The 22,359-nt window shown below is 58.8% G+C and carries 26 protein-coding genes and 1 tRNA gene; 23 read left to right on the forward strand and 4 right to left on the reverse strand.

Going from position 1 to position 22,359, the window contains the following annotated elements:
* Positions 1 to 28: 28 nt before the first annotated feature.
* The gene (gene pssA / locus AC0V6K_RS12265) at positions 29 to 766 is read left to right on the forward strand and encodes a CDP-diacylglycerol--serine O-phosphatidyltransferase (RefSeq protein WP_472626141.1); all 738 of its coding nucleotides are present in this window, start codon (positions 29 to 31) and stop codon (positions 764 to 766) included.
* On the opposite strand, the gene AC0V6K_RS12270 is transcribed toward pssA, so the two are convergent.
* Positions 717 to 992 (reverse strand): hypothetical protein, encoded by a 276-nt coding sequence (locus AC0V6K_RS12270; protein ID WP_472622631.1) that lies wholly within the window; start codon positions 990 to 992, stop codon positions 717 to 719. The two genes, pssA and AC0V6K_RS12270, sit on opposite strands and share 50 nt — an antisense overlap.
* Before the next feature lie 310 nt (positions 993 to 1,302).
* Here AC0V6K_RS12270 and rpsB point away from each other — a divergent pair, with 310 nt between their 5' ends.
* The 3 genes from rpsB (at position 1,303) to AC0V6K_RS12285 (ending at position 3,939) form a co-directional block, all read left to right on the forward strand.
* The gene (gene rpsB, locus AC0V6K_RS12275; RefSeq protein WP_472622633.1) at positions 1,303 to 2,055 is read left to right on the forward strand and encodes a 30S ribosomal protein S2; all 753 of its coding nucleotides are present in this window, start codon (positions 1,303 to 1,305) and stop codon (positions 2,053 to 2,055) included.
* Between the two features lie 97 nt (positions 2,056 to 2,152).
* Entirely contained in the window at positions 2,153 to 3,079 is a 927-nt protein-coding gene (gene tsf, locus AC0V6K_RS12280) for a translation elongation factor Ts (RefSeq protein WP_472622635.1), read from the forward strand.
* A 92-nt stretch (positions 3,080 to 3,171) separates the two neighbouring features.
* Complete coding sequence (locus AC0V6K_RS12285) at positions 3,172 to 3,939, forward strand: ExbD/TolR family protein (RefSeq protein ID WP_472622637.1); 768 nt, start codon at positions 3,172 to 3,174, stop codon at positions 3,937 to 3,939.
* A 5-nt stretch (positions 3,940 to 3,944) separates the two neighbouring features.
* Here the strand turns inward: AC0V6K_RS12285 and AC0V6K_RS12290 are convergent, their stop codons facing one another.
* A complete protein-coding gene (locus AC0V6K_RS12290; protein WP_472622639.1) occupies positions 3,945 to 4,808 on the reverse strand; it encodes a metallophosphoesterase in 864 nt (287 codons plus the stop codon).
* Between the two features lie 366 nt (positions 4,809 to 5,174).
* Here AC0V6K_RS12290 and pyrH point away from each other — a divergent pair, with 366 nt between their 5' ends.
* From pyrH to rpmE, 10 genes are all read left to right on the forward strand, one after another.
* Positions 5,175 to 5,906: a UMP kinase gene (pyrH, locus tag AC0V6K_RS12295; RefSeq protein WP_472622641.1), complete on the forward strand. Its 732-nt coding sequence runs from the start codon at positions 5,175 to 5,177 to the stop codon at positions 5,904 to 5,906.
* A gap of 6 nt (positions 5,907 to 5,912) precedes the next feature.
* Positions 5,913 to 6,470, forward strand: a complete 558-nt coding sequence (frr, locus tag AC0V6K_RS12300) for a ribosome recycling factor (protein ID WP_472622643.1) — start codon at positions 5,913 to 5,915, stop codon at positions 6,468 to 6,470.
* Positions 6,471 to 6,495: 25 nt separating this feature from the next.
* Positions 6,496 to 7,191 carry a polyprenyl diphosphate synthase gene (uppS, locus tag AC0V6K_RS12305; RefSeq protein ID WP_472622645.1) on the forward strand — a complete coding sequence of 232 codons (696 nt, stop codon included), beginning with the start codon at positions 6,496 to 6,498 and terminating at the stop codon, positions 7,189 to 7,191.
* On the forward strand, positions 7,151 to 7,936 hold the full coding sequence (locus tag AC0V6K_RS12310) for a phosphatidate cytidylyltransferase (RefSeq protein WP_472622647.1): 786 nt from the start codon (positions 7,151 to 7,153) through the stop codon (positions 7,934 to 7,936). Before uppS ends, AC0V6K_RS12310 begins: the two co-directional genes overlap by 41 nt.
* Positions 7,937 to 7,943: 7 nt before the next feature.
* The gene (gene dxr, locus AC0V6K_RS12315) at positions 7,944 to 9,119 is read left to right on the forward strand and encodes a 1-deoxy-D-xylulose-5-phosphate reductoisomerase (protein ID WP_472622649.1); all 1,176 of its coding nucleotides are present in this window, start codon (positions 7,944 to 7,946) and stop codon (positions 9,117 to 9,119) included.
* Entirely contained in the window at positions 9,112 to 10,233 is a 1,122-nt protein-coding gene (gene rseP, locus AC0V6K_RS12320; protein ID WP_472622651.1) for an RIP metalloprotease RseP, read from the forward strand. Before dxr ends, rseP begins: the two co-directional genes overlap by 8 nt.
* 172 nt (positions 10,234 to 10,405) lie before the next feature.
* Positions 10,406 to 13,138 (forward strand): outer membrane protein assembly factor BamA, encoded by a 2,733-nt coding sequence (gene bamA / locus AC0V6K_RS12325; protein ID WP_472622653.1) that lies wholly within the window; start codon positions 10,406 to 10,408, stop codon positions 13,136 to 13,138.
* Positions 13,138 to 13,842, forward strand: a complete 705-nt coding sequence (locus AC0V6K_RS12330) for an OmpH family outer membrane protein (protein WP_472622655.1) — start codon at positions 13,138 to 13,140, stop codon at positions 13,840 to 13,842. The genes bamA and AC0V6K_RS12330 overlap by 1 nt, the downstream gene beginning before the upstream one ends.
* Before the next feature lie 29 nt (positions 13,843 to 13,871).
* A complete protein-coding gene (fabZ, locus tag AC0V6K_RS12335) occupies positions 13,872 to 14,351 on the forward strand; it encodes a 3-hydroxyacyl-ACP dehydratase FabZ (RefSeq protein ID WP_472622657.1) in 480 nt (159 codons plus the stop codon).
* A 104-nt stretch (positions 14,352 to 14,455) separates the two neighbouring features.
* Positions 14,456 to 14,680, forward strand: coding sequence for a 50S ribosomal protein L31 (gene rpmE, locus AC0V6K_RS12340; RefSeq protein WP_472622659.1), 225 nt, complete (start codon positions 14,456 to 14,458; stop codon positions 14,678 to 14,680).
* Positions 14,681 to 14,748: 68 nt separating this feature from the next.
* On the opposite strand, the gene AC0V6K_RS12345 is transcribed toward rpmE, so the two are convergent.
* Positions 14,749 to 15,072, reverse strand: coding sequence for a TraR/DksA family transcriptional regulator (locus tag AC0V6K_RS12345; RefSeq protein WP_472622661.1), 324 nt, complete (start codon positions 15,070 to 15,072; stop codon positions 14,749 to 14,751).
* A gap of 83 nt (positions 15,073 to 15,155) precedes the next feature.
* Positions 15,156 to 15,794, reverse strand: a complete 639-nt coding sequence (locus tag AC0V6K_RS12350) for a prolyl hydroxylase family protein (RefSeq protein ID WP_472626143.1) — start codon at positions 15,792 to 15,794, stop codon at positions 15,156 to 15,158.
* 227 nt (positions 15,795 to 16,021) lie between these two features.
* Between AC0V6K_RS12350 and AC0V6K_RS12355 the strand changes: the two genes are divergently transcribed.
* The 9 genes from AC0V6K_RS12355 (at position 16,022) to AC0V6K_RS12395 (ending at position 22,298) form a co-directional block, all read left to right on the forward strand.
* Positions 16,022 to 16,098, forward strand: a tRNA-His gene (locus AC0V6K_RS12355).
* Positions 16,099 to 16,171: 73 nt separating this feature from the next.
* Positions 16,172 to 17,236, forward strand: coding sequence for a Leu/Phe/Val dehydrogenase (locus AC0V6K_RS12360; protein WP_472622663.1), 1,065 nt, complete (start codon positions 16,172 to 16,174; stop codon positions 17,234 to 17,236).
* Between the two features lie 116 nt (positions 17,237 to 17,352).
* The gene (gene ccmC / locus AC0V6K_RS12365; protein ID WP_472622665.1) at positions 17,353 to 18,105 is read left to right on the forward strand and encodes a heme ABC transporter permease CcmC; all 753 of its coding nucleotides are present in this window, start codon (positions 17,353 to 17,355) and stop codon (positions 18,103 to 18,105) included.
* Entirely contained in the window at positions 18,105 to 18,245 is a 141-nt protein-coding gene (locus tag AC0V6K_RS12370; RefSeq protein ID WP_472622667.1) for a hypothetical protein, read from the forward strand. Before ccmC ends, AC0V6K_RS12370 begins: the two co-directional genes overlap by 1 nt.
* The gene (ccmE, locus tag AC0V6K_RS12375; protein ID WP_472622669.1) at positions 18,242 to 18,712 is read left to right on the forward strand and encodes a cytochrome c maturation protein CcmE; all 471 of its coding nucleotides are present in this window, start codon (positions 18,242 to 18,244) and stop codon (positions 18,710 to 18,712) included. The genes AC0V6K_RS12370 and ccmE overlap by 4 nt, the downstream gene beginning before the upstream one ends.
* A 13-nt stretch (positions 18,713 to 18,725) precedes the next feature.
* Positions 18,726 to 20,702, forward strand: a complete 1,977-nt coding sequence (locus tag AC0V6K_RS12380) for a heme lyase CcmF/NrfE family subunit (RefSeq protein WP_472622671.1) — start codon at positions 18,726 to 18,728, stop codon at positions 20,700 to 20,702.
* Positions 20,702 to 21,226 (forward strand): DsbE family thiol:disulfide interchange protein, encoded by a 525-nt coding sequence (locus AC0V6K_RS12385; protein ID WP_472622673.1) that lies wholly within the window; start codon positions 20,702 to 20,704, stop codon positions 21,224 to 21,226. Before AC0V6K_RS12380 ends, AC0V6K_RS12385 begins: the two co-directional genes overlap by 1 nt.
* Complete coding sequence (locus AC0V6K_RS12390; protein WP_472622675.1) at positions 21,223 to 21,657, forward strand: cytochrome c-type biogenesis protein; 435 nt, start codon at positions 21,223 to 21,225, stop codon at positions 21,655 to 21,657. The genes AC0V6K_RS12385 and AC0V6K_RS12390 overlap by 4 nt, the downstream gene beginning before the upstream one ends.
* Positions 21,654 to 22,298: a tetratricopeptide repeat protein gene (locus AC0V6K_RS12395; protein WP_472622677.1), complete on the forward strand. Its 645-nt coding sequence runs from the start codon at positions 21,654 to 21,656 to the stop codon at positions 22,296 to 22,298. The genes AC0V6K_RS12390 and AC0V6K_RS12395 overlap by 4 nt, the downstream gene beginning before the upstream one ends.
* Positions 22,299 to 22,359: the final 61 nt, after the last annotated feature.

Here is a 22,359-nt window from a genome sequence, read left to right on the forward strand (position 1 = left end):
GGATGCGCGCGGGCTTTCGCTGCGGGCCATGTTGCCAAATGCCATCACCGCTGCGGCACTGTGTGCGGGTCTGACCGGCATCCGCTTCGCCATTGACGAAAACTGGTCTTACGCGGTGCTTGCGATTGTGCTGGCGGGAATTCTCGACGGCATTGACGGGCGGATCGCGCGACTTCTGAACGCCCAGTCACGCTTCGGGGCCGAGCTCGATAGCCTTGCGGACTCGATATCTTTCGGCGTCGCCCCCGCAATCATCATGTTCATGTGGTCTTTGAAGGATCTGGAACGGTTCGGCTGGTTTGCTGCCTTGGCATTTGCCGTGTGCTGCGCGCTGCGCCTCGCGCGTTTCAACGCACAGATCGACGTTGATGAGCAACCGCACAAATCCGCCGGTTTCCTGACCGGTGTTCCGGCACCTGTCGGCGCAGGGATCGCTGCAACGCCTGTTTATCTCTGGCTTGCGACCGGCATGGATCAGTTCCGCGATCCACTTATCCTTGCCATCTGGATGAGCCTTATCGCGGTTTTGATGATCTCCAACATGGCGACGCTAAGTTGGGGTTCTATCCGCCCGCGCAAAGGAATGCGGCTCGGCTTCATCCTGTTCACCACGCTGATGTTCGCAGCACTGCTGCTCGAGCCATGGTGGTCACTGACTGTGATAAGTGCGGGCTATTTGGCTCTGATGCCTTACGCGCTCTTTAAATATGGAAAGATCAAGCGGCGGCGCGCGCGTGAGCGAGAAGCCGCGCCCGGCCATCCATAACGGCATTCTGACCAAGGTGACGGGGCGCGGACGGAGCAATGCGCGTCCGGTTGCGCAGCCGCAATTCACTCGACTCTACGACAGGGACAAAGCCAGCATTCATCAGCGCGCGCTCGCGGCTGATCGTGCGATAAGCCAAACGGCCACGGATCCAGCTGTCCAGCAGCGACAAACCACCGGAGAACGCGACCACTGCAAATAGCGCTGCGATTGTCATTGCGATCATAATTGAATTCCTTCGGAGCCTTGTTCGTTGCAGCTACTGCGGTGGTTACAGATTGACTGTACTACGTTTGTTCCGCGCCTTCTGTTCCCTAAGTGTTCCGGAACGTCAAGCACTTTTGTTCCATTTGTGTTCCGCAATGCGTAATTGCACTAGATTTTGTGGGTAAGGGCGGCTAGTGGCTCCGCCATCGCCGGTTCGGAGACCCGAATCAGCGAAATTCACATGGAAGGCACTGCATACCGGTGCTGCCAGCGGGATCTCCGCCGGCAGTTCCACGCCTTCCAGAGGAACAACCGGAAAGGAATTACCTATGGCGGGCACTACCGTCACCATGCAGCAATTGATTGAGGCCGGCGCACACTTCGGCCACCAGACCCACCGCTGGAACCCGCGGATGAAGCCGTACATCTTCGGCAACCGCAACGGTGTTCACATCATCGACCTGTCGCAGACTGTGCCGCTGTTCGCGCGCGCTCTCGATTTCGTCGAGCAAACCGTTCGCGCAGGCGGCAAGGTTCTTTTCGTCGGCACCAAGCGTCAGGCGCAAGAGCCTATCGCTGAAGCTGCCCGCGCATCGGGCCAGCACTTCGTCAACCACCGTTGGCTGGGCGGCATGCTCACCAACTGGAAGACCATTTCCGGTTCGATCCGCGAACTCAAATCGCTCGAAGAAACGCTTTCGGGTGACACGAGCGGTCTGACCAAGAAAGAGGTGCTCAACCTTACCCGTAAGAAAGACAAGCTTGAGCTTTCACTCGGCGGCATCCGCGACATGGGCGGCATTCCGGACGTGATGTTCGTGATCGACGCCAACAAAGAAGACCTGGCGATTAAAGAAGCTGCTGTGCTCGGCATTCCGGTAATCGGGGTCCTCGACACCAATGTTGACCCGACCGGCATCGCATTCCCTGTACCGGGCAATGACGACGCAGCCCGCGCGGTACGCCTGTACTGTCAGGCCATCGGCGACGCCGCGACCGCTGGTAAGGGCGGCGCGGTTGCAGACAGCGGCGCAGACGTCGGTGCAATGGCTGAACCGCCCGCGGAAGCCGCTGCCGAATAATCGTCGCGCACGCGTCACAAGTCAAAAAACTAGCGCGCCGGGCATCCTCTTAATCGAGGCCACCCGGCGCCCCCAATTGATGAAAAAGGAAATCACCATGGCTGCTTTTACCGCTGCTGATGTGAAGAAACTGCGCGAAATGACCGGCGCAGGCATGATGGACGCCAAGAAGGCTCTCGACGAAGCAAACGGCGATATCGAAGCGGCGCAGGACGCGCTGCGCGCCAAAGGTCTGGCTGCTGTTCAGAAGAAGTCTTCGCGCACCGCCGCTGAAGGTCTCGTTGGTGTTGCTGTTGAAGGCACCAAGGGCGTTGCCGTTGAAGTGAACTCGGAAACTGACTTCGTTGCGAAGAATGACCAGTTCCAGGACTTCGTGAGCAAAACCACCACCACCGCACTGACGCTCGGCAGCGACGATGTCGAAGCGCTGAAGGCTGCCGACTATCCCGATGGCGGCACCGTTTCGGACAAGCTGACCAACAACGTCGCCACGATCGGTGAGAACCAGCAGGTTCGCCGCATGCAGACCGTTTCGGTCGGCTCGGGCGCGGTTGTTTCTTACGTCCACAACGCGGCGGCTGAAGGCCTCGGCAAGATCGGCGTTCTGGTTGCTCTGGAAAGCGACCTTGGCGCAGACGTTCTCGAGCCGTTCGGCAAGCAGATCGCGATGCACATCGCTTCGATGTTCCCGCAGGCTCTCAACGCCGACGGTCTCGACGCAGAAGTGATCGAGCGTGAGCGCAAGATCGCACAGGAAAAGGCAGCCGAAAGCGGCAAGCCTGAGAACGTGCAGGAGAAAATGGTCGAAGGCGCGATCAAGAAATACGCGAAGGAAAACGCGCTTCTGTCGCAGATGTTCGTCATGGACAACAAGACCAGCGTCGAAGACACCGTTGCCAAGTTCGGCAAGGACAATGGCGGCAGCGTGACGCTGACCGACTACGTCCGCTTCCAGCTCGGCGAAGGCATCGAGAAGGAAGAAAGCGACTTCGCCGCAGAAGTCGCGGCTGCTGTCGGCGGCTAATTCCGCGTTCTCATACGCTTAAGCAAAGCGGCCAGCGGGCATTGTGCTCGCTGGCCGTTTTCTTTTGCGTGGCTTTGACCTATGCCTCTCGAATGCTTCATAAAAATCTGTGTGCCACGCTCGCTCTAGCTGTTCTGACTTTGCCGGTTTCGGGATGTTCTGACCCTGCCGCTGACCAAGATCGCCCCAAGGTCATCGACTCCCTGCGCGTTGAGCTGCCGTTCGGCGAAACAGATATCGAGTTCGACAATAAGCCCCCGCTGGCGGTCAACGCGTCGGGTGAATTCGCACTCAATGGCACGGTTCTCTCGGCGGAAGAGTTCGTAGCCTTTCTTGCCGACCTGCAGAAGAAGGACGCGGCCTATCTTTCCGTCCAGATCGACGAGGATGCGAAGGTTGGTGATGTGATCGCGCTGGTTTCACCGGGTGCTGATGAAACGGACATTTATGTTGCGCAGACAACCGGTGGGAACTTCTCGCGCGCGCAGGTCAAGCTCACAGACCCCCTGCTGAAGCGTCTGTTTGTCGGTCGGATCGGCAATTATCACTTGCCGTTGATCGCTGGCTACCTTCCGGAAGAAGACAAGTGCGTCCTGTTGCTGGGTGGAGGCGGTGCCTCGATCCTGAAGGGGCGACCTCTGGACATCAGTGAGCTTGATCAGGTGGCAAGAAAGTTCTTGGACAGATATGTCGACCATTTCGGCGGGACTGAAGCGGTCGCGGATAATCCAGAGGTAATCAGCACCCTCGTCGCCCGCATTCAGGCCAAAGCAGACACCCCGTGGCGCTGCGTCGCTGCGCCTATGGAGCGCGTGAACAAAATCGGTTGGCCGGTCCTGCAGTACGAAGTGGTCCCCTGACCCGGCTATTCCGCAGGCCGCACTTCGATCACCCAAATCTCAGGCTGAGTGAACAGTCGGATGGGCAGCAGGCTTGTCCCCAATCCCGCACCGGTCAGCAGTGTTTTCCCATGCTGCTCAACCACGCCGCAGGCATACAGGTCGCCAAATTCCGACATTGTTGCCGGCGATCCGCCCCAAGGATAAGCGATCTGCCCGCAATGGGTGTGGCCCGATAGGACAAGTTCCGCCGATACGGGAATGGAGGGAAAGGCATCGGGGCTGTGCGAGAGCCACAATTGAATGCCTTCCAACTCCATCACCGCCTTGCGCGTTGCCTCCACATTGTCACGCCCGACAAAGGCGTCGTCCAATCCGGCGACGGCAAAGGGTCCCATCTGCGCCGCGCTGTTTTCAAGCACGGTGATCTGGTCATGTTTTGCCAATTGAGCGGAAAGGGCTGGCCAATCATACCAGTGATCGTGATTGCCCGGCACCACCGCAACACCGTGCGTCGCGCTCAGATTGCCAAGTGGGGTGACGATTTCTTCGGGCTCGTAGATATGCGTCGCGGTGCGTTTCTCGCTCACCAGATCGCCGGTGATCGCCACCAGATCGGGTTCCAGCGCGTTGACCTGTTCGACAATGCGATCAAGTCGCGATGGCGGCATATCAGGGCCAGCCACATGGATATCGGTTAAGAACGCGATGGTGACCGGCGCGGCACCGGCTGGCAGCCCTTCGCTTTCGATTGTCAGGCGCTGCACCACCGGATCGCGCATTGTGTCGAGATAGGCTTTGGCTGCCAGCAGAGCAGCAATCGCCATAGCCAAAACCAAAGCAACTTGAACCCTTCGGTTGGCCAGCAATGTGCGTAAAAGAGCTTTCATGGCGCTGGAGTGGCGCACTTCCGGACAGGAAGGCAAGCGGTGCGGCCATGGCTGTCCCGATTTTCCTACCCCTTGATCCGTGCATAGGATGACGTCGCATTCATCGCGCGGCTCCCTGTCCCTCTTGATGCGGTGACATCGCCAAACCGAAAGGTCACAAGCTGATCATGAGATACTCCGCTACTACTCTGAAAAGAATGAGAAACTGTTGGAAAGTCACACTTTCCAAAACTCACGTCTGTGTCTCACATCAACTGTGGCAAACCCGGTGCCTTGCGGCAGGCTAGGTGCTATCCCCCTTGGCAGGGCGATGCGTGCCGGATAAGGGCAACACAGCTTCCCACTATCCCAGCGAGTGAACCGTCTATGTCCCAATCCACTGCCATGCCCGAGATAAAGCGCGTTCTCCTGAAGCTGTCAGGCGAAGTGCTGATGGGAGAGCAGGAATACGGGATTGATCCGGCATACGTTGCGCGGCTGGCCGAAGAGGTGAAAGCGGCGCAGGAGAGCGGGCTTCAAGTGTGTCTGGTGATCGGCGGGGGCAACATCTTCCGCGGTGTCGCAGGCGCGGCACGCGGGCTGGACCGGACCACGGGCGACTATATGGGCATGCTCGCCACGGTGATGAACGCACTGGCAATGCAGAACGCGCTGGAACAGCAAGGTGTGCCGACACGGGTGCAGAGCGCGATCCCGATGTCCTCCGTGTGCGAACCGTATATCCGTCGCCGTGCAGAGCGTCACCTTGAGAAAGGTCGCATCGTCATCTTCGCGGCAGGCACAGGCAACCCGTTCTTCACCACCGATACCGGTGCTGCCCTGCGCGCAGCAGAGATGAACTGCGACGCTCTGCTCAAAGGCACGAGTGTTGATGGGGTTTATGACAGTGACCCCAAATCGAACCCCGATGCGACCCGTTTCGACACGATCTCATACGGCCGCGTGCTGAGCGACAACCTGAAGGTTATGGACGCCACAGCTGTTGCGCTTTGCCGGGAGAACGACATTCCGATAGTGGTGTTCTCAATCCGCGAGAGGGGCAATGTGGCCCGCGTTCTTGCCGGAGAAGGCACCCAGACAATCGTACAAAAGGACTGATACGCAATGCCGCAATACGACAAGGCCGATATCGAGCGCCGGATGGATGGTGCCGTTGAATCGCTCAAGAGTGACCTTTCGGGTCTGCGCACGGGCCGCGCGAACACCAGCTTGCTCGATCCGGTGGTGTGCGAAGTCTATGGCGCGATGATGCCGCTTGCGCAGGTGGCCACAGTGTCTGCCCCCGAACCGCGCATGCTCAGCGTGCAGGTGTGGGACAAGTCAAACGTCAGCGCGGTCGAAAAGGGGATCACCAAAGCCAATCTCGGCCTCAACCCGATGACCGACGGCCAGACTATCCGTCTGCCGATGCCGGACCTGACTGAAGAGCGTCGCAAAGATCTCGGCAAGCTCGCCGGTGAGTATGGCGAAAAGGCCAAGATCGCCGTGCGCAATGTGCGTCGCGACGGGATGGAATCGCTTAAGGCCGACGAAAAAGCCAAGGACATCTCTGAAGACGACCGTAAGCGGCTTGAGGATGAGGTCCAGAAGCTGACCGACACGCACGTTGCCGATATCGACGGCGCGGTCGAGAAGAAGGTTCAGGAAATCCTGACGCAGTGAGCGTAGGGTCCTGAGGGGAGAGCGAATGGGCGAGGGGCCCGATAGCCAGGCACAAGGTGCGAGGCACGTGGCCATCATCATGGATGGCAACGGGCGCTGGGCCAAGAAACGTGGCCTGCCGCGGGCGATTGGCCATCAACGCGGGGTCGAGGCGGTGCGTCGTCTGGTGCGCGCGATCGAACCCATGAACCTTGATTGCCTGACGCTCTATGCCTTCTCGTCCGAGAACTGGAAGCGATCAGAAGACGAGGTCGATGACCTGATGAACTTGATGCGCAAGTTCATCAAATCGGACCTGCCCGAGTTCGTTGATAACGGCGTGAAGCTGAAGATCATCGGAGACTGGCGGGCGTTGGCACCAGATATTGTCGCGATGCTTGAAGATGCACTGGAGCAGACCTCTGGCGGCACGCAGACACTGGCGGTTGCGCTAAATTACGGCGCGCAGCACGAGATTGCACGCGCAGCTTCTGCAGCGGCTTCAAAAGGCGAGATAACGGCTGCGAGCATAGAGGCAGAGCTCGATACCGCTGACCTCCCACCGCTCGATCTCCTGATCCGCACGAGCGGAGAGATACGCCTTTCGAACTTCCTGCTGTGGCAGGCAGCCTATTCCGAAATGTTGTTCGTCGACACGCTCTGGCCCGATTTCAAGCCGGAGCATTTGCAGCAAGCCCTCGATGACTTTGCCCAGCGGGAGCGGCGTTATGGCGGACGGTGACATTCCCGCCAACGCGGCAGCCAAGCCCAAGAAGAGCGATCTCGGGACCCGGCTCATATCTGCTCTCGTCATGGCATCCATCGCTTGGATCGCGCTGTGGCTTGGCGGATGGGTTTGGGTCGGCTTCGTGGTTCTGCTCGGTGGGCTTGTTCTGTGGGAGTGGAACAACCTCGTTCAGCTGTTCAACGCGAGCCCATTTGCGCAGGTGCTATGGCAGTTCTTCGGAGCGATCTACGTTTCCGGTGCCTGCGCCGCGATGGTGTTCGTGCGCAACGGGCCGCCCGATGGCTCGGGGACTGGATACACCGAGCTGGAAACGCTGGTTGGCTTCATTCTGCCCATCGTCGCGGTCGATGTCGGCGCTTACTTTGCGGGACGAGCAATCGGCGGGCCCAAGATCGCGCCTTCGATCAGTCCGTCCAAGACGTGGGCCGGATATTTCGGCGGAGCCGTGGCGGCGAGCTTGATATGTGTGGCCAATGAAATCTTCGATCTCGGGCCTGCGGCGGCTTTGCCGGGCTACAGCCTTTTCAGCATACTCGGCGCAGTTGCTGCTGGCTTCCTGATCGCAGCCATCGCGCAAGGCGGCGATTTCTTTGAAAGCTGGCTTAAGCGCAGGGCCGGGGTCAAGGATTCGAGCAGCCTCATCCCGGGCCATGGCGGTTTCTTTGATCGTTTGGACGGCTTTATTGCGGTGTTCTTCGTGGTCTTTGTGGTAGCCATCGCGCCGCGGATAATAGGATAAGGGTCGCATGCCTCGTTCAATTACAATTCTGGGCGCAACGGGTTCGATTGGTGCATCGACGCTTGATCTGATCCGGCGTGAGCGTGAGGCCAATCCTGAAAGCTGGTCTGTTGAGGCGCTCACCGCAAATTGCAGCGCGACAGAGCTGGCGGCTCTGGCGCGCGAATTCGACGCAAAGATTGCGGTTGTCGGCGACGAAAGCTGCCTTGCTGAGCTAAAAGAAGCCTTGTCAGGTAGCGATGTCGAGGCAGCAGGTGGGGTTCAGGCTCTGTGCGATGCGGCCGCTCGCCCGGCGGATATCACGGTTGCTGCCATCGTTGGTTGTGCTGGCCTGCCGCCTGTTATGTCTGCGATCGAGCGCGGCGGCCTGATCGCGCTGGCCAACAAAGAAGCGCTGGTTTCTGCTGGTGAAGTGATGACAGCTTCGGTGGTCAAACACGGGGCATCACTGATCCCGACGGACAGCGAACATAACGCAATCTTCCAATGCCTTGTCGGCAACAACATGGAAGACATCTCGAAGATCACGCTGACTGCGAGTGGTGGTCCGTTCTGGACTTGGACGCCGGAGCAGATTGCCGCCGCCACTCCCGAACAAGCCGTAGCGCATCCGAACTGGTCGATGGGCGCAAAGATCAGCGTCGACAGCGCAACCATGATGAACAAAGGCCTCGAACTCATTGAGGCCTATCACCTTTTCCCGGTCGGTTTGGAAAAGCTCGATATTGTGGTCCACCCGCAGAGCGTCATCCACTCCATGGTCGAATATCGCGACCGCTCGACTTTGGCGCAGCTTGGCCCGTCCGACATGCGAGTGCCGATTGCTTGCTGCCTATCGTGGCCCAAGCGAATGGATACGCCGCTCGAGCCGCTGAACTTGGCCCAGATCGGAGAATTGACCTTCTTCGAACCCGATGTCAGCCGTTTCCCCGCGACGCTGATGGCGCGCAACGCCATCCACATGGGCGGGGCTGCCCCGGCCGTGCTTAATGCGGCCAACGAAGTGGCTGTTGCGGCGTTCCTCGACGGTCAGATTGCATTCACCAGCATTACGGCAGTGGCGGAAGACATGTTAAACCGCTATTCGCCCGCGGCACCAAACACGTTGGAAGACGTTTTAACCGTGGATGCTGATGTCCGCAGACACGCTGCGGAAATCTTGGAGAGTTTCTCGATTGTTTGAATCGCCCCCTTTCTGGATGTACGCGGTCGGCTTCTTGCTGCTGCTTGGTCCGCTTGTCACCGTGCATGAGCTCGGCCACTATCTTGTTGGACGCTGGTTCGGCGTGAAGGCCGATGCGTTCTCGGTCGGATTCGGCAAAGAGATTGTCGGACGCACTGATCGTCACGGCACACGCTGGAAACTCTCGGTTCTTCCTCTGGGCGGATACGTCCAGTTCAAAGGGGATATGAACCCCGCCTCAATTCCTGACCCGGATGCTCCGGCGGAAGAAGGCGCCTTTCAGAGTGCCGCTTTATGGAAGCGCGCGCTGATTGTAGCCGCTGGCCCGGTGACGAATATCATCGTTGCTCTCGGTATCTTCTTTGCGTTCAACTTTGCTTACGGAAAGCCGCTGCCGGTTGAGCCCGAACAAGTCGGCGTGATCGCAAAATTCACCGAGGATTCGCGCGCTGAGGCGGCTGGTTTTGAAGTTGGCGACCGGATCACCGCGATCGATGGCGAGGAAATGGGGAGCTGGCGCGAAATTCAGCAGAGCATTTTGCTTTACCCAAATCGCGAGTTCGTAGTGACTCTGGTGCGTGATGGAAGCGAGATCGATATTCCGGTCACCGCTAAAGCGGAGACGACCAAAGATAACTTTGGCAACGTCTCAACCATCGGCCTGATTGGCGTGGAGACAAAGCCGATCGAAGAACGTTTTGAGCCTGTTGGCATCGGTGAGGCTGCGTCACTTTCGGTCAAACAAAGTGTCGACGCAGCCAATATGATGGTGACGGGCATTGCGCAGATCATTCGTGGCGACCGATCGCTTAGCGAAATGGGCGGGCCGGTGAAGATTGCGAAGTTCTCCGGCGAGCAGCTCAGCCTCGGTCTATCGGCCTTCGTTTTCTTCGTCGCTTTGATCTCGCTTAATTTGGCATTCATCAACCTGTTGCCAATCCCGGCTCTCGACGGTGGCCATCTGGCATTCTACGCCGTTGAAGCTGTTCGGCGGAAACCCGTCGGACCGGAAGCGACCGAATGGGCTTACCGCACGGGAATAGCGGTTGTGCTCTTGCTGATGGTGGTCGTGACCGTAAATGACTTCGTCTCTCTGCCGATATTTGGCAGTTAGCGGGGGAAAGCGTAAAGGCGGGCGGCCTTACCGCGGGATGCGTGCTTGATTGCGCCTATCGCATAAGGCAGAGGCAACTAAAGCTGTTCGCAGCATATCTACGCGCCCTTGGGGAGGCGCACCTGAGATAATCAGGCGTGGTGAAGACGGGTTAGACGGGACTTTATACTTCATGAATCGACGCACACAGACAGGCGACCAGTCTGCAAATCCCACTGCGGTGAATGCCGCTGGTCGTTTGGCAATTGCCCTGACATGCGCCTCTATGCTGGCCGGCGTGCCGACCGGCGCATTTGCGCAGGACGCGCAGGACCCTGCAACAACGGGTACGCAGCCTACGCCGGCCCCCACACCGGCACCTGCACCAGCGCCTTCAGCTAACATCATCCGCACGATCAGTGTGGCTGGCTCAGAACGTCTCGAGCCGACAACGATCCTTTCTTATATTCGTCTGCGTGTAGGGCAGGAATACACCGCAGCGGCGGCTGACCAGGCGCTGAAGGATCTCGGCGCGACCGAGCTGTTCGCCGATTTCGACATTCGTAACAACAACGGCAATGTCGTCATCACGGTCGAAGAGAACCCGGTCATCAACCGCATCGTTCTCGAGGGCAACAAGCGGCTCGACAACGAGAAAATCGTCCCTGAGATCAAGCTCGCACCGCGCCAGATTTTCACTCGCTCGAAGGTCCGCGCTGACGTTGCTCGTATCATCGAACTTTATAAGCGACAGGGTCGTTTCGCGGCGACTGTTGAGCCGAAGATGGTTCAGCTGCCCCAGAACCGCGTGGACGTGGTGTTCGAGATCAACGAAGGTCCGAAGTCCAAAGTCCGCCAGATCAACATCATCGGCAACGAGGTCTTCTCTGATGGGACGTTGCGCGGTGAAATGGTCACCAAGCAATCGCGCTTTTATCGCTTCTTCAGCTCGAACACGAGCTACGACCCTGATCGTCTCGCGTTTGACCAGCAGAAGCTTCGCCAGTTCTATCTGACGGAAGGTTATGCAGATTTCCGCGTGGTTTCGGCGGTTGCCGAGCTAACGCCGGATCAGCGCGACTTCATCATCACTTATGTGGTCGAAGAGGGCGAGCGCTATAACTTCGGCGACGTGAAGGTCGACAGTCAGCTGCGCGTTTTTGACAGCGATGCGATGACCGCCCGTTTGGTCATGAAGCCTGGTGATCCGTACAACGCCAAGACCGTGGAAGACACGGTTGAGCAGCTGACGGACCTTGCCGGACGCTTCGGTTATGCATTCGCTGATGTTCGCCCGCGGTTTAACCGCAATCCGGACGAAAAGACGATGGACATCACCTTCCTGATCAGGGAGGCACCGCGCGTTTATGTTGAGCGCGTTGATGTCAACGGCAACACTCTGACGCAGGACAAGGTCATCCGCCGCGAGTTCCGCGTTTCGGAAGGCGATGCGTTCAACTCGCTGGGCGTCCAGCGTACGACGGCGCGTATCAACTCGCTCGGTTACTTCCAGGAAAACTTCGAAGTAAACCAGATCGAGGGTAGCGCGCCTGATCGCATCATCCTTGAAGCGAACGTTGAAGAGCAACCGACTGGTGAGCTTCAGTTCTCGGCTGGCTTCTCTTCGATCGAGCAGTTCATCCTTGCGGGCTCTATCCGTCAGCGGAACTTCCGCGGGCGCGGTCAGACCATCGGTCTCAGCCTCAACTATTCGCAGTTCTCGCGTCAGGCGCAGATCAGCTTTACCGAGCCGTATCTGTTCGACCGCAACATCTCGACCGGCATCGATATTTACCGTCGTGATTTCAACAGCTTCAACTTCCAGAACGCTGACCGGAACACCACTTTCGAGCAGGCAACAACCGGTTTTGGTGTGCGTGTTGGTGTGCCGCTGACCGAGTACCTCTCGCTCGTCGGCAGTTACACGCTGAACTATGACGAGGTTAGCCTCGACGAGAACCTGTTCTTCTCGGATCTGAATGGCGATGGGGTCGCTGAATGCGACCCCTTGCTCGCAGGTCGCTTCCTTTGTGACGCGCTGGGTGATCGTCTCAGCTCGATCCTCGGCGTCAGCCTCAACTTCAACTCATTGAACTCGGTTGTTCGTCCAACGCGCGGTATGCGCACGACGTTCAGCACCGAATTTGCGGGCCTGGGTGGTGATGTTCGTTACCTCCGCATGCGTGGCCGTGCGCAGCGTTTCTGGAATGTCGGCAATTCCGGCTTCATTTTCTCGCTCTTGGCTGAAGGCGGCACCATCATTCCGCTTCAGGACCAAGGTGGCGGCAACACTGAAGACATTCTCCTCACCGACCGGTTCTTCCTGGGCGAGCCTCAGTTCCGTGGTTTCGACATTCGCGGTGTAGGCCCGCGTATTCTCACGCAGCCTTATGTTCCGGACGAAAACGGCGTTCCAACCCCGATTGTCGATCGTGAATCCAACCGCGATGACGCATTGGGTGGGCGCAATTACTATCTCGCCCGCGCAGAGATTGAGATCCCGCTGGGGACTGGTGCCCGTGAGCTTGGCCTTCGTCCTTCGGTCTGGGTTGATGTCGGCGCTCTTTGGGGCATCGACGCGCCGGTCTTGCAGGATAACCCGAATGGCATTCAGCAAACGGACAGCGACGGTAATCCAATCTTTATCGAGACGGGCACAAACGATGATGGCCAGACCATCACATTCGCAACGATCAATCCGATCGCTGCAGATGGCGTAACCGCCAACGTGCCCAGCATTCGCGCGAACAGCGCAATCCGCGAGGTTTTCCTTGGCGATTCGCCTACGCCTCGCATCACCGCCGGAATCGGGGTCAACTGGAACTCCCCGTTCGGCCCATTTCGTATCGATTTCGCTCAGACGATCCGCAAGGTCGAGGGCGACGACGACAAGACATTCACGTTTAACGTAGGAACTCGCTTCTAATGAAGACTTTCATCAAGACATTCGCAGCTGCCGCTCTTTCGGCAAGCGCTCTTTCTGTTGCAGCGGTGCCCGCTTCGGCGCAGGTGCAGGGCAATATCGGAACCGTGAGCGCGCCTCGCGCCATCCTCGGAACGACTGCTCTGGAAAACGCCTATAAGCAGGTCGAAACAACCTATTCCGCGCAAATTACACAGCTTCGTACATTGAGCACCCAGCGTCAGGAAGCGTTGAAAGGCATCGACACCAACGGCGATAACGAAGTCAATGACGCCGAATTGAAAGCGGCAGAGGGCACGGCGAGTTTCACCACGCTCGAAAACCTCGATCGCCAGATCGCTCAGGTCACCAATCAGATCGACGCTGGTCGCATCTTTGCGATTGAGCAGATTTACGCTCAATATGGGGCTGCCCTGCAAGAGGTGATCACGGCCAATCAGGTTCAGATCGTCGTTACACCGGAAGCGCTTCTTTATGCGCCGCCTGAAGCAGACATGACTTCGAAAGTGATCACTTCGCTGAACACAAAAGTTCCGCAAGTTGGCATCGTTCCACCTGCAGGCTGGCAACCGACGCGCCGCGGCGTTGCTCTGTTTCAGGAAATCCAGCAGACTCTGGTAACCGCTCAGGTTCTGCGCCAGCGCGCAGCCGCTGCACAACAGCAGCAGCCGCAACAGCCGGCGACGCAGGCACCGCAGGGCCGCTAAGGCCGCGCACGCAAGTAAGGGGGCAGGGCATGAGTGAAGAAACCGGCACCGCTGGTCCGATTGTGGATTATGACATCCACAAAATCCTTAAGGCCCTGCCGCACCGCTATCCGCTGCTGCTGGTAGATCGGGTGAAGGAGATTCACCTCAACGAGCGCATTCATGCGGTCAAAGCGGTGAGCATGAATGAGGAGTTCTTTCAGGGGCATTTCCCTGGCGCTCCCATCATGCCCGGCGTGCTTCAGATCGAAGCACTCGCGCAAGCTGCAGCGATTCTTGGCATCGAAACGCTGGAACTGGCTGGCACAGGCAAGCTGGTGATCTTCATGGGCATTGACGGGGCAAAATTCCGTGCACCTGTCACGCCGGGTTGTCTGCTCGATCTGGAGGTGGAATTCCTTCAGCAACGCCGCACGATCTATAAGTTCAAAGGCCGGGCGAGCGTCGAGGGTAAAACGACGTGTGAAACCGAATTCACCGCGATGATCGCGGATCCGCCGTCAGCTTAATCGCGACTCTGCTTGCAATTTTCTGTGGCGCGGTTAAATGCGCCGCTTCTCCGATTTCATAGCACCGCCGGTCGGAACCGGTGAAAGCTCAAAGGAACAAGACGATGAAAGCCGAAGGGCATCCCGAATATCACACCATCACGGTCAAAATGACCGATGGCACCGAGTTTCAAACCCGCTCCACTTGGGGCGCGGAGGGCGACACGCTCGCTCTCGATATTGACCCGACCAGCCACCCGGCTTGGACCGGCGGCAACCGCCAGGTTCAGGAAGGCGGCCGTGTCGCAGCGTTCAACAAGCGCTTTGGCGGTCTCTCGCTTAAAAAGTAAGCGAATGAACAAGCTTCGTGGCTTCGGCCACAAGGGGAAGGCGGTCCGACGGGGCCGCCTTTTTCGTTTCAGCTTTCCGAAGCGCAATCAATGCAGCGGGTGGCAATCGGGCGGGCCTCCAGCCTTGCACGGCGGATTTCGTTCCCGCATTTCGAGCACGTGCCGTAGGTGCCGTTCTCGATCCTCACAAGAGCGAGCCTGATCTGCTGGATTTCTGCCTTTAGCACATCGTCGACCCCTTCGAGTGCCTCATCATCCGCCAAATCAACCGCCTGCTCGCTCCAGTCAGCGTCCAACGGGTGGCGAAGATCGTCCTCGATCACCTCCGAGCGCTCGAGCAGATCGTCCAGTCGGTTGCGCAGTTGCACTGCGATGTCTTGATACTCTGACACATCAATCTCCTTTGATTGCATAAAGATAATGACGCAGTCGGTGGTCTAGCGCGTTAATCTGGATCAAAATTCGAAAGGAGAATCTATTCCCACCCCCAAGGCAACTCGCGGTACCATTTGGTGATCACATACTTCATCCCTTTGCGCACTTTCATCCCGTGATGAAGGGTTGAGGGGTTCACGCTGCCATCGGGGCGTTTGTTGTTCCAGCACAGCAGCTTGCCAGCCTCGGGGTGGAAAGACTTGCCCACCGCCTTGAAGCGCGTCGCGCCGCCGGCCTCGACCTCGTTGAGGTAGATCATAAAGGTCCAGGTGCGATTGCCTGCGACGCTGCAATACTTTTCATAATCCGCACCGCCGGGCGTAAAGTAGTCGGTGTGCGCTTTGAACTCCTGACCGACAGCATAGCGTTGCCCCTGAACAGGTTCGCCGTGGGCGGGATCGATGCCGTTGAGCTTGAACAACAGCGCTTCCAGCTGCTTCACGGCGTCTTCATCGGCGCTGAGATCACAGGTTTCGCTAGTCCGGAAGTAAGCATCACCATTGTCATCGGCGATGGTGGAAGGGCGGCGGTCTTTGTCGATCAAGGCGATCAGCGCATCGCATAGCTCGGAGCTTAGAAAATCGCGCCGCTGGAACAGTTCCGCTTTGGGTGTGGGGACGCGCTGAATGCCGCCATACGCGATGAGTGTTTCTGCCGAAGATTCGCCCGGTCCCGCCATGTCTGCAGTGATAAGTGACACAGCCGCGTGCACAAGCCATCAATTGCCCGTGAAATAATCTTGCGTCATATCGTGCGAAGCGCAGTTTTCGCTTCCCATATGGCGATGATTGTGCAATTGGCGCGCGCCTGCCTCGAGCAGCCTTGACCGTGCTTAATTCCGGCGTATCACGCCGATCTTGCGCGGACTTGGCAGCGACTTTCGGTTGCGTTGGGGCGGGGCATGTGGCGATCGTAGCTCAGTTGGTTAGAGCGCCGGTTTGTGGTACCGGAGGTCGGGGGTTCGAGACCCCTCGATCGCCCCATTTTCTCCCTTGCAATCATTGATCTGTGGTCAATGCCTTGGTTGCCGCGCTGCAATGCAAGGTGGCGTTTTCTATGACCGCATTCTGGACCGAACCCGATTTTGACGATCACGAGCTTGTGCAGGTCGTGCGCGACCGGAACAGCGGGCTGACGGCCATTATTGCGCTCCATTCCACGCATCTCGGCCCGGGCGGGGGTGGTACCCGTTTCTGGCACTATCCCAACCCGAAAGACGGGCTGCGCGATGCGCTGCGTCTGTCGCGCGGGATGAGTTATAAGAATGCGATGGCTGGTCTGCCACTGGGCGGTGGTAAGGCAGTTATCCTTGCCGATGAAGCCAAGACAAAGACACCAGAATTGCTTGCCGCCTTTGGAGATGCGGTTGAGGCGCTGAATGGCCGGTATGTGACGGCTGAAGACGTTGGCATCAGCGAAGCCGATATGGTCGCTGTGTCGCAGCGCACCAGCCACGTTTCGGGCCTTCCGGTGACGGGAGACCAGGCCGCCGGTGGCGACCCCGGTCCGTTTACCGCGATGGGCATCTATCTCGGCATCAAAGCAGCCGTGCGCCACAAGCTTGGCAAGGATTCGATGCAGGGTGTTCACGTCGCGGTGCAAGGCACAGGCAGCGTCGGTGGCGGCGTTGCGCGCCTTTTGGCCAAGGATGGCGCCCAGTTGACGCTTGCGGACATCAACGAAGCCGGTGCTAAGGCGCTCGCCAATGAGATCGGTGCCAAGACTGTGGGCGCGGACTCGATCATGGGTGTGGCTTGCGATGTATTTAGCCCCAATGCGCTGGGCGCGATCCTTGATGATGATGGCATCGCGCGCCTCGACACCGCGATTGTGGCGGGCGGGGCCAACAACCAGTTAGGACGGCCTGAGCACGGCCAGCCCTTGTTCGCGCGGGATATCCTGTTCGCGCCGGACTATGTAATCAATGCGGGCGGGATCATCTCGGTTGCCACTGAATACCTTGCGCGGCGCGATGGCACGCCCGGAGATATCAATGAAGTGCGCAAACGCATCGCCATGATCCCCGAACGGCTCGAGCAGATCTGGCAGGAAAGCGATGCAACGAAGATTTCACCCGACGTTGTGGCGGATCGTATGGCGCAGAAGCTGATCGGACGCTGATAAAGCGCATTTCGCGCTTATTGGCGCCTCATTTGCGCAGGGCACGGCACGTCTTGCACCGTTTGCGCCTTGCGGGCCGCGGTGGGGACACTAATACAGGCGCACAAGTTGCCATCATGCATATTTACGCCAACCCGACCCGTTTTCTCTCGCTCGCCAAGTGGATGATGCCGCTTTGCTTGTGGAGCGGTCTCGTGCTGACCTTTGGCGCGGTTGCATGGGGCCTGACCATGGTGCCGCCTGACCGGTTGATGGGTGAGAGCGTGCGCATCTTGTTCATCCATGTGCCGGCTGCGTGGTTGGGCATGGGTGGATGGGCTGGCATCGCGATTGCGAGCGCCGCGCTGTTGATCTGGAAGCACCCGCTCGCTGGCCTCGCGGCCCGCGCAATGGCGGTGCCGGGAATGGTCTTCACCGCTATTTGCCTCGCCACCGGTTCGATCTGGGGTCGCCCGACATGGGGCACATGGTGGGAATGGGACGGCAGGCTGACCAGTATGTTGGTGCTGCTGTTTCTTTACGGCGGCTATATTGCTCTGACACAGGCCACGGCGCGCGAAGGTGGATCGCCCAAGATCGCCGCAATCTTTGGGCTGGTCGGCGCAATCAACATCCCGATCATCAACCGCAGCGTGGTGTGGTGGAACTCGCTTCACCAGCCTCCCAGCATCACCGTGGGCAAAAGCGCGATTGATCCGGCTTATCTTTGGCCGTTGTTGATCGCGGTACTGGGCTTCTCGCTGCTGTTCGGAGCCATCGTTCTGATGCGCATGCGGGCGCTGATTGCCGAGGCTCAAGTCGAGGCACGCCTACGTCGCCGCGCACTGGATGATGATGCGCCTGTTCCCGCTGCGATGGAGAGTGTGTGATGCGTGAGGCTCTCGATCACTGGGATTTCGTCATCGCTTCCTATGTCATCGGGCTGGGCGGGTTGTTGCTGGTGCTTGCATGGAGTTGGCACACGATGCGCCGCGCGGAAAAACGCCGTGATGAGGTGAGGCGCCGATGAGTGCGATAGAAGCCAAACACCAGCGGCTCGTACTGGTCGTGCTTGCACTGGCGGCGATTATCGGTGCTGGATTGATCGCCACGTGGGCCGTCCGCAATCAGGCAAACCTGTTCTACCTGCCTGAGCAAATGGCTGCCAATCCGCCCGAAACGGGCCGCGCAGTGCGATTGGGCGGTATGGTCCAGCCCGGCTCGCTTAAGACCTTGGAAGATGGCGTGACCGTCAATTTCGTTGTGACCGGCAACGAAGAGGATGTGATGGCGGTGCGCTATACCGGCATCCTGCCCGACCTGTTCGTCGAAGGCTCAGGCGTGGTGGCCGAGGGGAGCCTGCAAAGCGACGGCACCTTCCTCGCGACCAATCTGCTCGCCAAACATGACGAGAATTACGTGCCCAAAGAGCTCGAAGGGCTTGAAGCGCACAATGCCGCTGACAGTGTTGCCGACACGACCGTCGGACTGGATTAGAGGCTAGCCGCGCATGATCGCAGAGATTGGCCTTGCGGCATTGTGGCTCGCCACCGCGTTGGCTGTGTTGCAGATGGTGGCCGGTGCAGCCGTTTTGCGCACACCGGAAGGCGAGGTGTCTCCCTTCGCAGTCTATGCGCGCCCTGCGGCGATTTTGCAGGCTGTTCTGGCGACGCTGGCCTTCGCCATGCTGCTGTGGGCGTTTGCGATCACCGATCTCTCGATCAAGCTGGTGGCGACCAATTCACATTCACTGAAGCCGTTTTTGTACAAGCTTACAGGGACATGGGGGAACCATGAAGGTTCGATGCTCCTTTGGGTGGCGGTTTTGGCGCTTTCAGGCGGTCTGCTGGCCGGAGCAGAGAAGCGTCTGCCGCATAAAACCATGCAGGCAACCCTCGCTGTGCAAGGCTTCGTTGCGCTCGGTTTCTATGCATTCCTGATCCTCAGCTCGAATCCGTTTGAGCGCCTGCCGACGCCTGCGGCTGAAGGCATTGGTCTCAACCCGCTGCTGCAAGACATCGGCCTCGCGGTGCATCCGCCTACGCTTTATGTCGGCTATGTGGGCCTTTCGGTTGCGTTCAGCCTCGCGATGGGAGCGCTGATCACGAAGCAGGTGACGCCCGAATTCGCCCGTGTCATGCGTCCTTGGGTGCTGGGCGCATGGGTGTTCCTGACCTTTGGCATCACGGCTGGCAGCTACTGGGCCTATTACGAGCTGGGCTGGGGCGGCTGGTGGTTCTGGGACCCGGTTGAAAACTCATCGCTGATGCCATGGCTCGCGGCGACAGCCTTGTTGCATTCGGTCAGCGTGTTGGCCGCGCGCGATGCCTTGCGCACATGGACTATCATGCTGGGCGTTCTGGCATTCTCGATGAGTATGCTGGGCACATTCCTTGTGCGCTCTGGCGTATTGACCAGTGTTCATGCCTTCGCTGTCGATCCGGAGCGGGGCACATTTATCCTGATCCTGCTTGGCCTCTATATTGGCGGTGCTCTTACCATTTTCGCGATGCGCGCAAGTAGCGTGGCGGAGGGTAAGCGATTCACCGTGGCGAGCCGTGAGGGTGCGCTGGTATTCAACAATGTGATGCTCACGGCGATCCTCGCGGTGGTGCTGTTGGGCACGCTCTATCCGCTGCTGACCGAAGCATTCAACGTACGTGTGTCGGTTGGCCCACCATACTTCAATCCGGTGAGCGCGTTGTTCGCGGTGCCGATGTTCCTTGTGATGGCCGTTGGTCCAATCCTTCGCTGGAAATCGGACAAGCCAGACCGGATCAAGCAAGAGCTGGCGATTATCGGCGCGATCCTTATCGCCGTTACCGCCCTGGTCGCGGTCCTAGGTGGTTACTCGATCCTCCCGACTCTCGGCTTGGCTTTGGCAGCGGCGCTGGCGGTTGCAGCATTCCTGCCGCTGCGTGGTCGCAAGATTACACGCACACCAATGGCGACGTGGGGCATGGTTCTCGCGCATTTCGGCGTGGCCGTGTCATTGTTAGGCATGGCCAGTGAAAGCGCGTTTACGCAGGAGCGGCTGGCAGCCATGACACCGGGTCAAACCACGACCGTCGGCGGTTGGACAGTAAAGCTGGCCAGCGTCGATCCTATCGCTGGACCCAACTGGACCGCCATGGAAGCACGCATTGAGGCATCTCGTAGTGCCGCGGAGCCGATCCTCCTGACGCCGCAATCGCGCACTTTTTGGTCACCCGTTCAGGCCACCAGCGAGGCCGCTTTGGCGACCCGCTGGGACGGTCAGCTTTACGCTGTGATCGGCGAGGCGACGGGTGATGGTCGCTGGCAATTGCGCGTCTGGTGGAAGCCGTTTGTGACCTTCATCTGGTATGGCGGGCTGCTGATATCGCTCGGCGGGTTGCTCGCGATCTTTGGCCGCGTGCGCAGCGATTTGCGCCGTCGCAAGGCGGTGCAACTGGCTGATCAACGCCGCGAGCAGCTGGCCGATCTTGTTGAAGCGGAGGCAGTGTGATGCGGCTTGTCTATATCATCCCACTGGCCATATTCCTCTTCATCATGGGTCTTGGCGGTTATATGCTCACGCAGCCCAAGGACGAGGCAATCCCGTCGCAGATGGTCAACAAGCCGCTTCCGGATTTTGATCTTGAACCAGCGACAGAGGGTGTCCTCGGCGCCTCGCGTGCAGATTTTGCCGATGGCAAACCGAAACTGCTCAACATTTGGGCGAGCTGGTGTTTGCCTTGTATCGCCGAGGCGGAACAGCTTGAGGAACTGAAAGCGAAGGGTGCCGAGATCATCGGTATCGCAATCCGTGATGAGACCGAGAATGTCGCGGATTTTCTCGAGAAGTACGGAAACCCTTATTCGCGGATAGGCTCGGACGAGATTTCATCCTTGATGATTGAGCTTGGCGCGTCTGGCGTTCCCGAAACCTATGTCATCGATGGTCAGGGTAATATCCGGTATCAGCATATCGGCGATATCCGCGCAGAGCATGTGCCGATTCTGCTCAAACAACTTGAGGCAGCGAAATGATCCGGTTGTTCGCTCTGCTTCTGGCGATTTTCGCGCAGCCGCTTATGGCCCAGCAGGACCGCGAGCCTGCACCACTTGCCTACGTCCAGCTTGAGGACCCGGCCAAAGAAGCCGCCGCGCTCGAGCTGATGGAAACCCTGCGCTGCCTGACCTGCCAGTCGCAGAGCATCGCAGACAGTGACGCGCCGATGGCTGGCGACATGCGGCATCAGGTCCGTGCGCGGATCGAAGCGGGTGAAAGTCCTGATGAAATCCGAGCTTGGCTGGTTGAGCGCTATGGCGACTACGTCACCTATTCTCCGGAGGTCAGCTCCACTACCTGGCCGCTGTTTGCTGTGCCTGCGGTGTTTATACTGCTCGCGATGTTTGTCCTCGCCCGGCGTTTACGCCGGAGGGATGAAGATGCAGCGGAAGCAGAGGCGGACGCATGATGGGTTGGATTGGGGTCGGTCTGCTCGCGATAGCCTGCTTCGCGTTTGCGATATTCGCAGTACGCTTGCCGCGCCAAGGCTGGACGCTTTTCGCTGCGGCGCTGTTGTTCGGGCTTGCAGGCTATGCGTGGCAAGGCTCTCCCGATCAGCCTTCCAGCCCGAAGGCGGAGCAGTTGCAGGCCCCGAGATCGGGCGAAGCGATGGTCGATGCGCGCCACAGCCTATTCGATGAGACGCTGATGAAGCCGTCCTATCTCATCACCTCGGACGGATTTGCACGGCGTGGTAAGTTTGGCGATGCGGCTAATCTGCTTCGCCGTGGCCTCAATGAAAACCCGGAGCATCTCGAAGGCTGGCTCGCGCTGGGCATGGCGCTTGTCGCGCATGCCGATAACAATGTGACCCCTGCGGCCCGCGCTGCCTATGACAGGTCGATTGCGATCAAATCGAACAATCCGGCCCCGCGTTTCTTCCTTGGTGCAGCTTATCTGCAAAGCCGCGAATTTCGTGAGGCAAGATCGGTATGGGCGGATCTGCTCGAAGATACGCCGGAGGATGCTCCCTTCCGCGAAGACCTTGAGAACCGAATTGCTGCTTTGGATGAGATGATTGCCAATGCGCCGTTCCTGCAAGGGCAATGACGCTCGGTCGGCCGCCCATGTTGCAGGTGCGAATAAGTGGTGCTAGGTGCCGCCGCCTTGC

It is taken from the genome of Erythrobacter sp. S43 (assembly GCF_057364955.1).

Coding starts and splice junctions, on each gene's coding strand:
- rpmE (WP_472622659.1), top strand. CDS start 14,456: ATGAAAGCCGAAGGGCATCCCGAATATCACACCATCACGGTCAAAATG.
- pyrH (WP_472622641.1), top strand. CDS start 5,175: ATGTCCCAATCCACTGCCATGCCCGAGATAAAGCGCGTTCTCCTGAAG.
- AC0V6K_RS12390 (WP_472622675.1), top strand. CDS start 21,223: ATGATCCGGTTGTTCGCTCTGCTTCTGGCGATTTTCGCGCAGCCGCTT.
- AC0V6K_RS12385 (WP_472622673.1), top strand. CDS start 20,702: ATGCGGCTTGTCTATATCATCCCACTGGCCATATTCCTCTTCATCATG.
- AC0V6K_RS12370 (WP_472622667.1), top strand. CDS start 18,105: ATGCGTGAGGCTCTCGATCACTGGGATTTCGTCATCGCTTCCTATGTC.
- dxr (WP_472622649.1), top strand. CDS start 7,944: ATGCCTCGTTCAATTACAATTCTGGGCGCAACGGGTTCGATTGGTGCA.
- AC0V6K_RS12380 (WP_472622671.1), top strand. CDS start 18,726: ATGATCGCAGAGATTGGCCTTGCGGCATTGTGGCTCGCCACCGCGTTG.
- ccmC (WP_472622665.1), top strand. CDS start 17,353: ATGCATATTTACGCCAACCCGACCCGTTTTCTCTCGCTCGCCAAGTGG.
- AC0V6K_RS12350 (WP_472626143.1), bottom strand. CDS start 15,794: ATGGCGGGACCGGGCGAATCTTCGGCAGAAACACTCATCGCGTATGGC.
- AC0V6K_RS12395 (WP_472622677.1), top strand. CDS start 21,654: ATGATGGGTTGGATTGGGGTCGGTCTGCTCGCGATAGCCTGCTTCGCG.
- ccmE (WP_472622669.1), top strand. CDS start 18,242: ATGAGTGCGATAGAAGCCAAACACCAGCGGCTCGTACTGGTCGTGCTT.
- AC0V6K_RS12330 (WP_472622655.1), top strand. CDS start 13,138: ATGAAGACTTTCATCAAGACATTCGCAGCTGCCGCTCTTTCGGCAAGC.
- rpsB (WP_472622633.1), top strand. CDS start 1,303: ATGGCGGGCACTACCGTCACCATGCAGCAATTGATTGAGGCCGGCGCA.
- AC0V6K_RS12285 (WP_472622637.1), top strand. CDS start 3,172: ATGCTTCATAAAAATCTGTGTGCCACGCTCGCTCTAGCTGTTCTGACT.
- AC0V6K_RS12290 (WP_472622639.1), bottom strand. CDS start 4,808: ATGAAAGCTCTTTTACGCACATTGCTGGCCAACCGAAGGGTTCAAGTT.
- uppS (WP_472622645.1), top strand. CDS start 6,496: ATGGGCGAGGGGCCCGATAGCCAGGCACAAGGTGCGAGGCACGTGGCC.
- fabZ (WP_472622657.1), top strand. CDS start 13,872: ATGAGTGAAGAAACCGGCACCGCTGGTCCGATTGTGGATTATGACATC.
- AC0V6K_RS12310 (WP_472622647.1), top strand. CDS start 7,151: ATGACTTTGCCCAGCGGGAGCGGCGTTATGGCGGACGGTGACATTCCC.
- frr (WP_472622643.1), top strand. CDS start 5,913: ATGCCGCAATACGACAAGGCCGATATCGAGCGCCGGATGGATGGTGCC.
- pssA (WP_472626141.1), top strand. CDS start 29: ATGTTGCCAAATGCCATCACCGCTGCGGCACTGTGTGCGGGTCTGACC.
- tsf (WP_472622635.1), top strand. CDS start 2,153: ATGGCTGCTTTTACCGCTGCTGATGTGAAGAAACTGCGCGAAATGACC.
- bamA (WP_472622653.1), top strand. CDS start 10,406: ATGAATCGACGCACACAGACAGGCGACCAGTCTGCAAATCCCACTGCG.
- AC0V6K_RS12360 (WP_472622663.1), top strand. CDS start 16,172: ATGACCGCATTCTGGACCGAACCCGATTTTGACGATCACGAGCTTGTG.
- AC0V6K_RS12270 (WP_472622631.1), bottom strand. CDS start 992: ATGATCGCAATGACAATCGCAGCGCTATTTGCAGTGGTCGCGTTCTCC.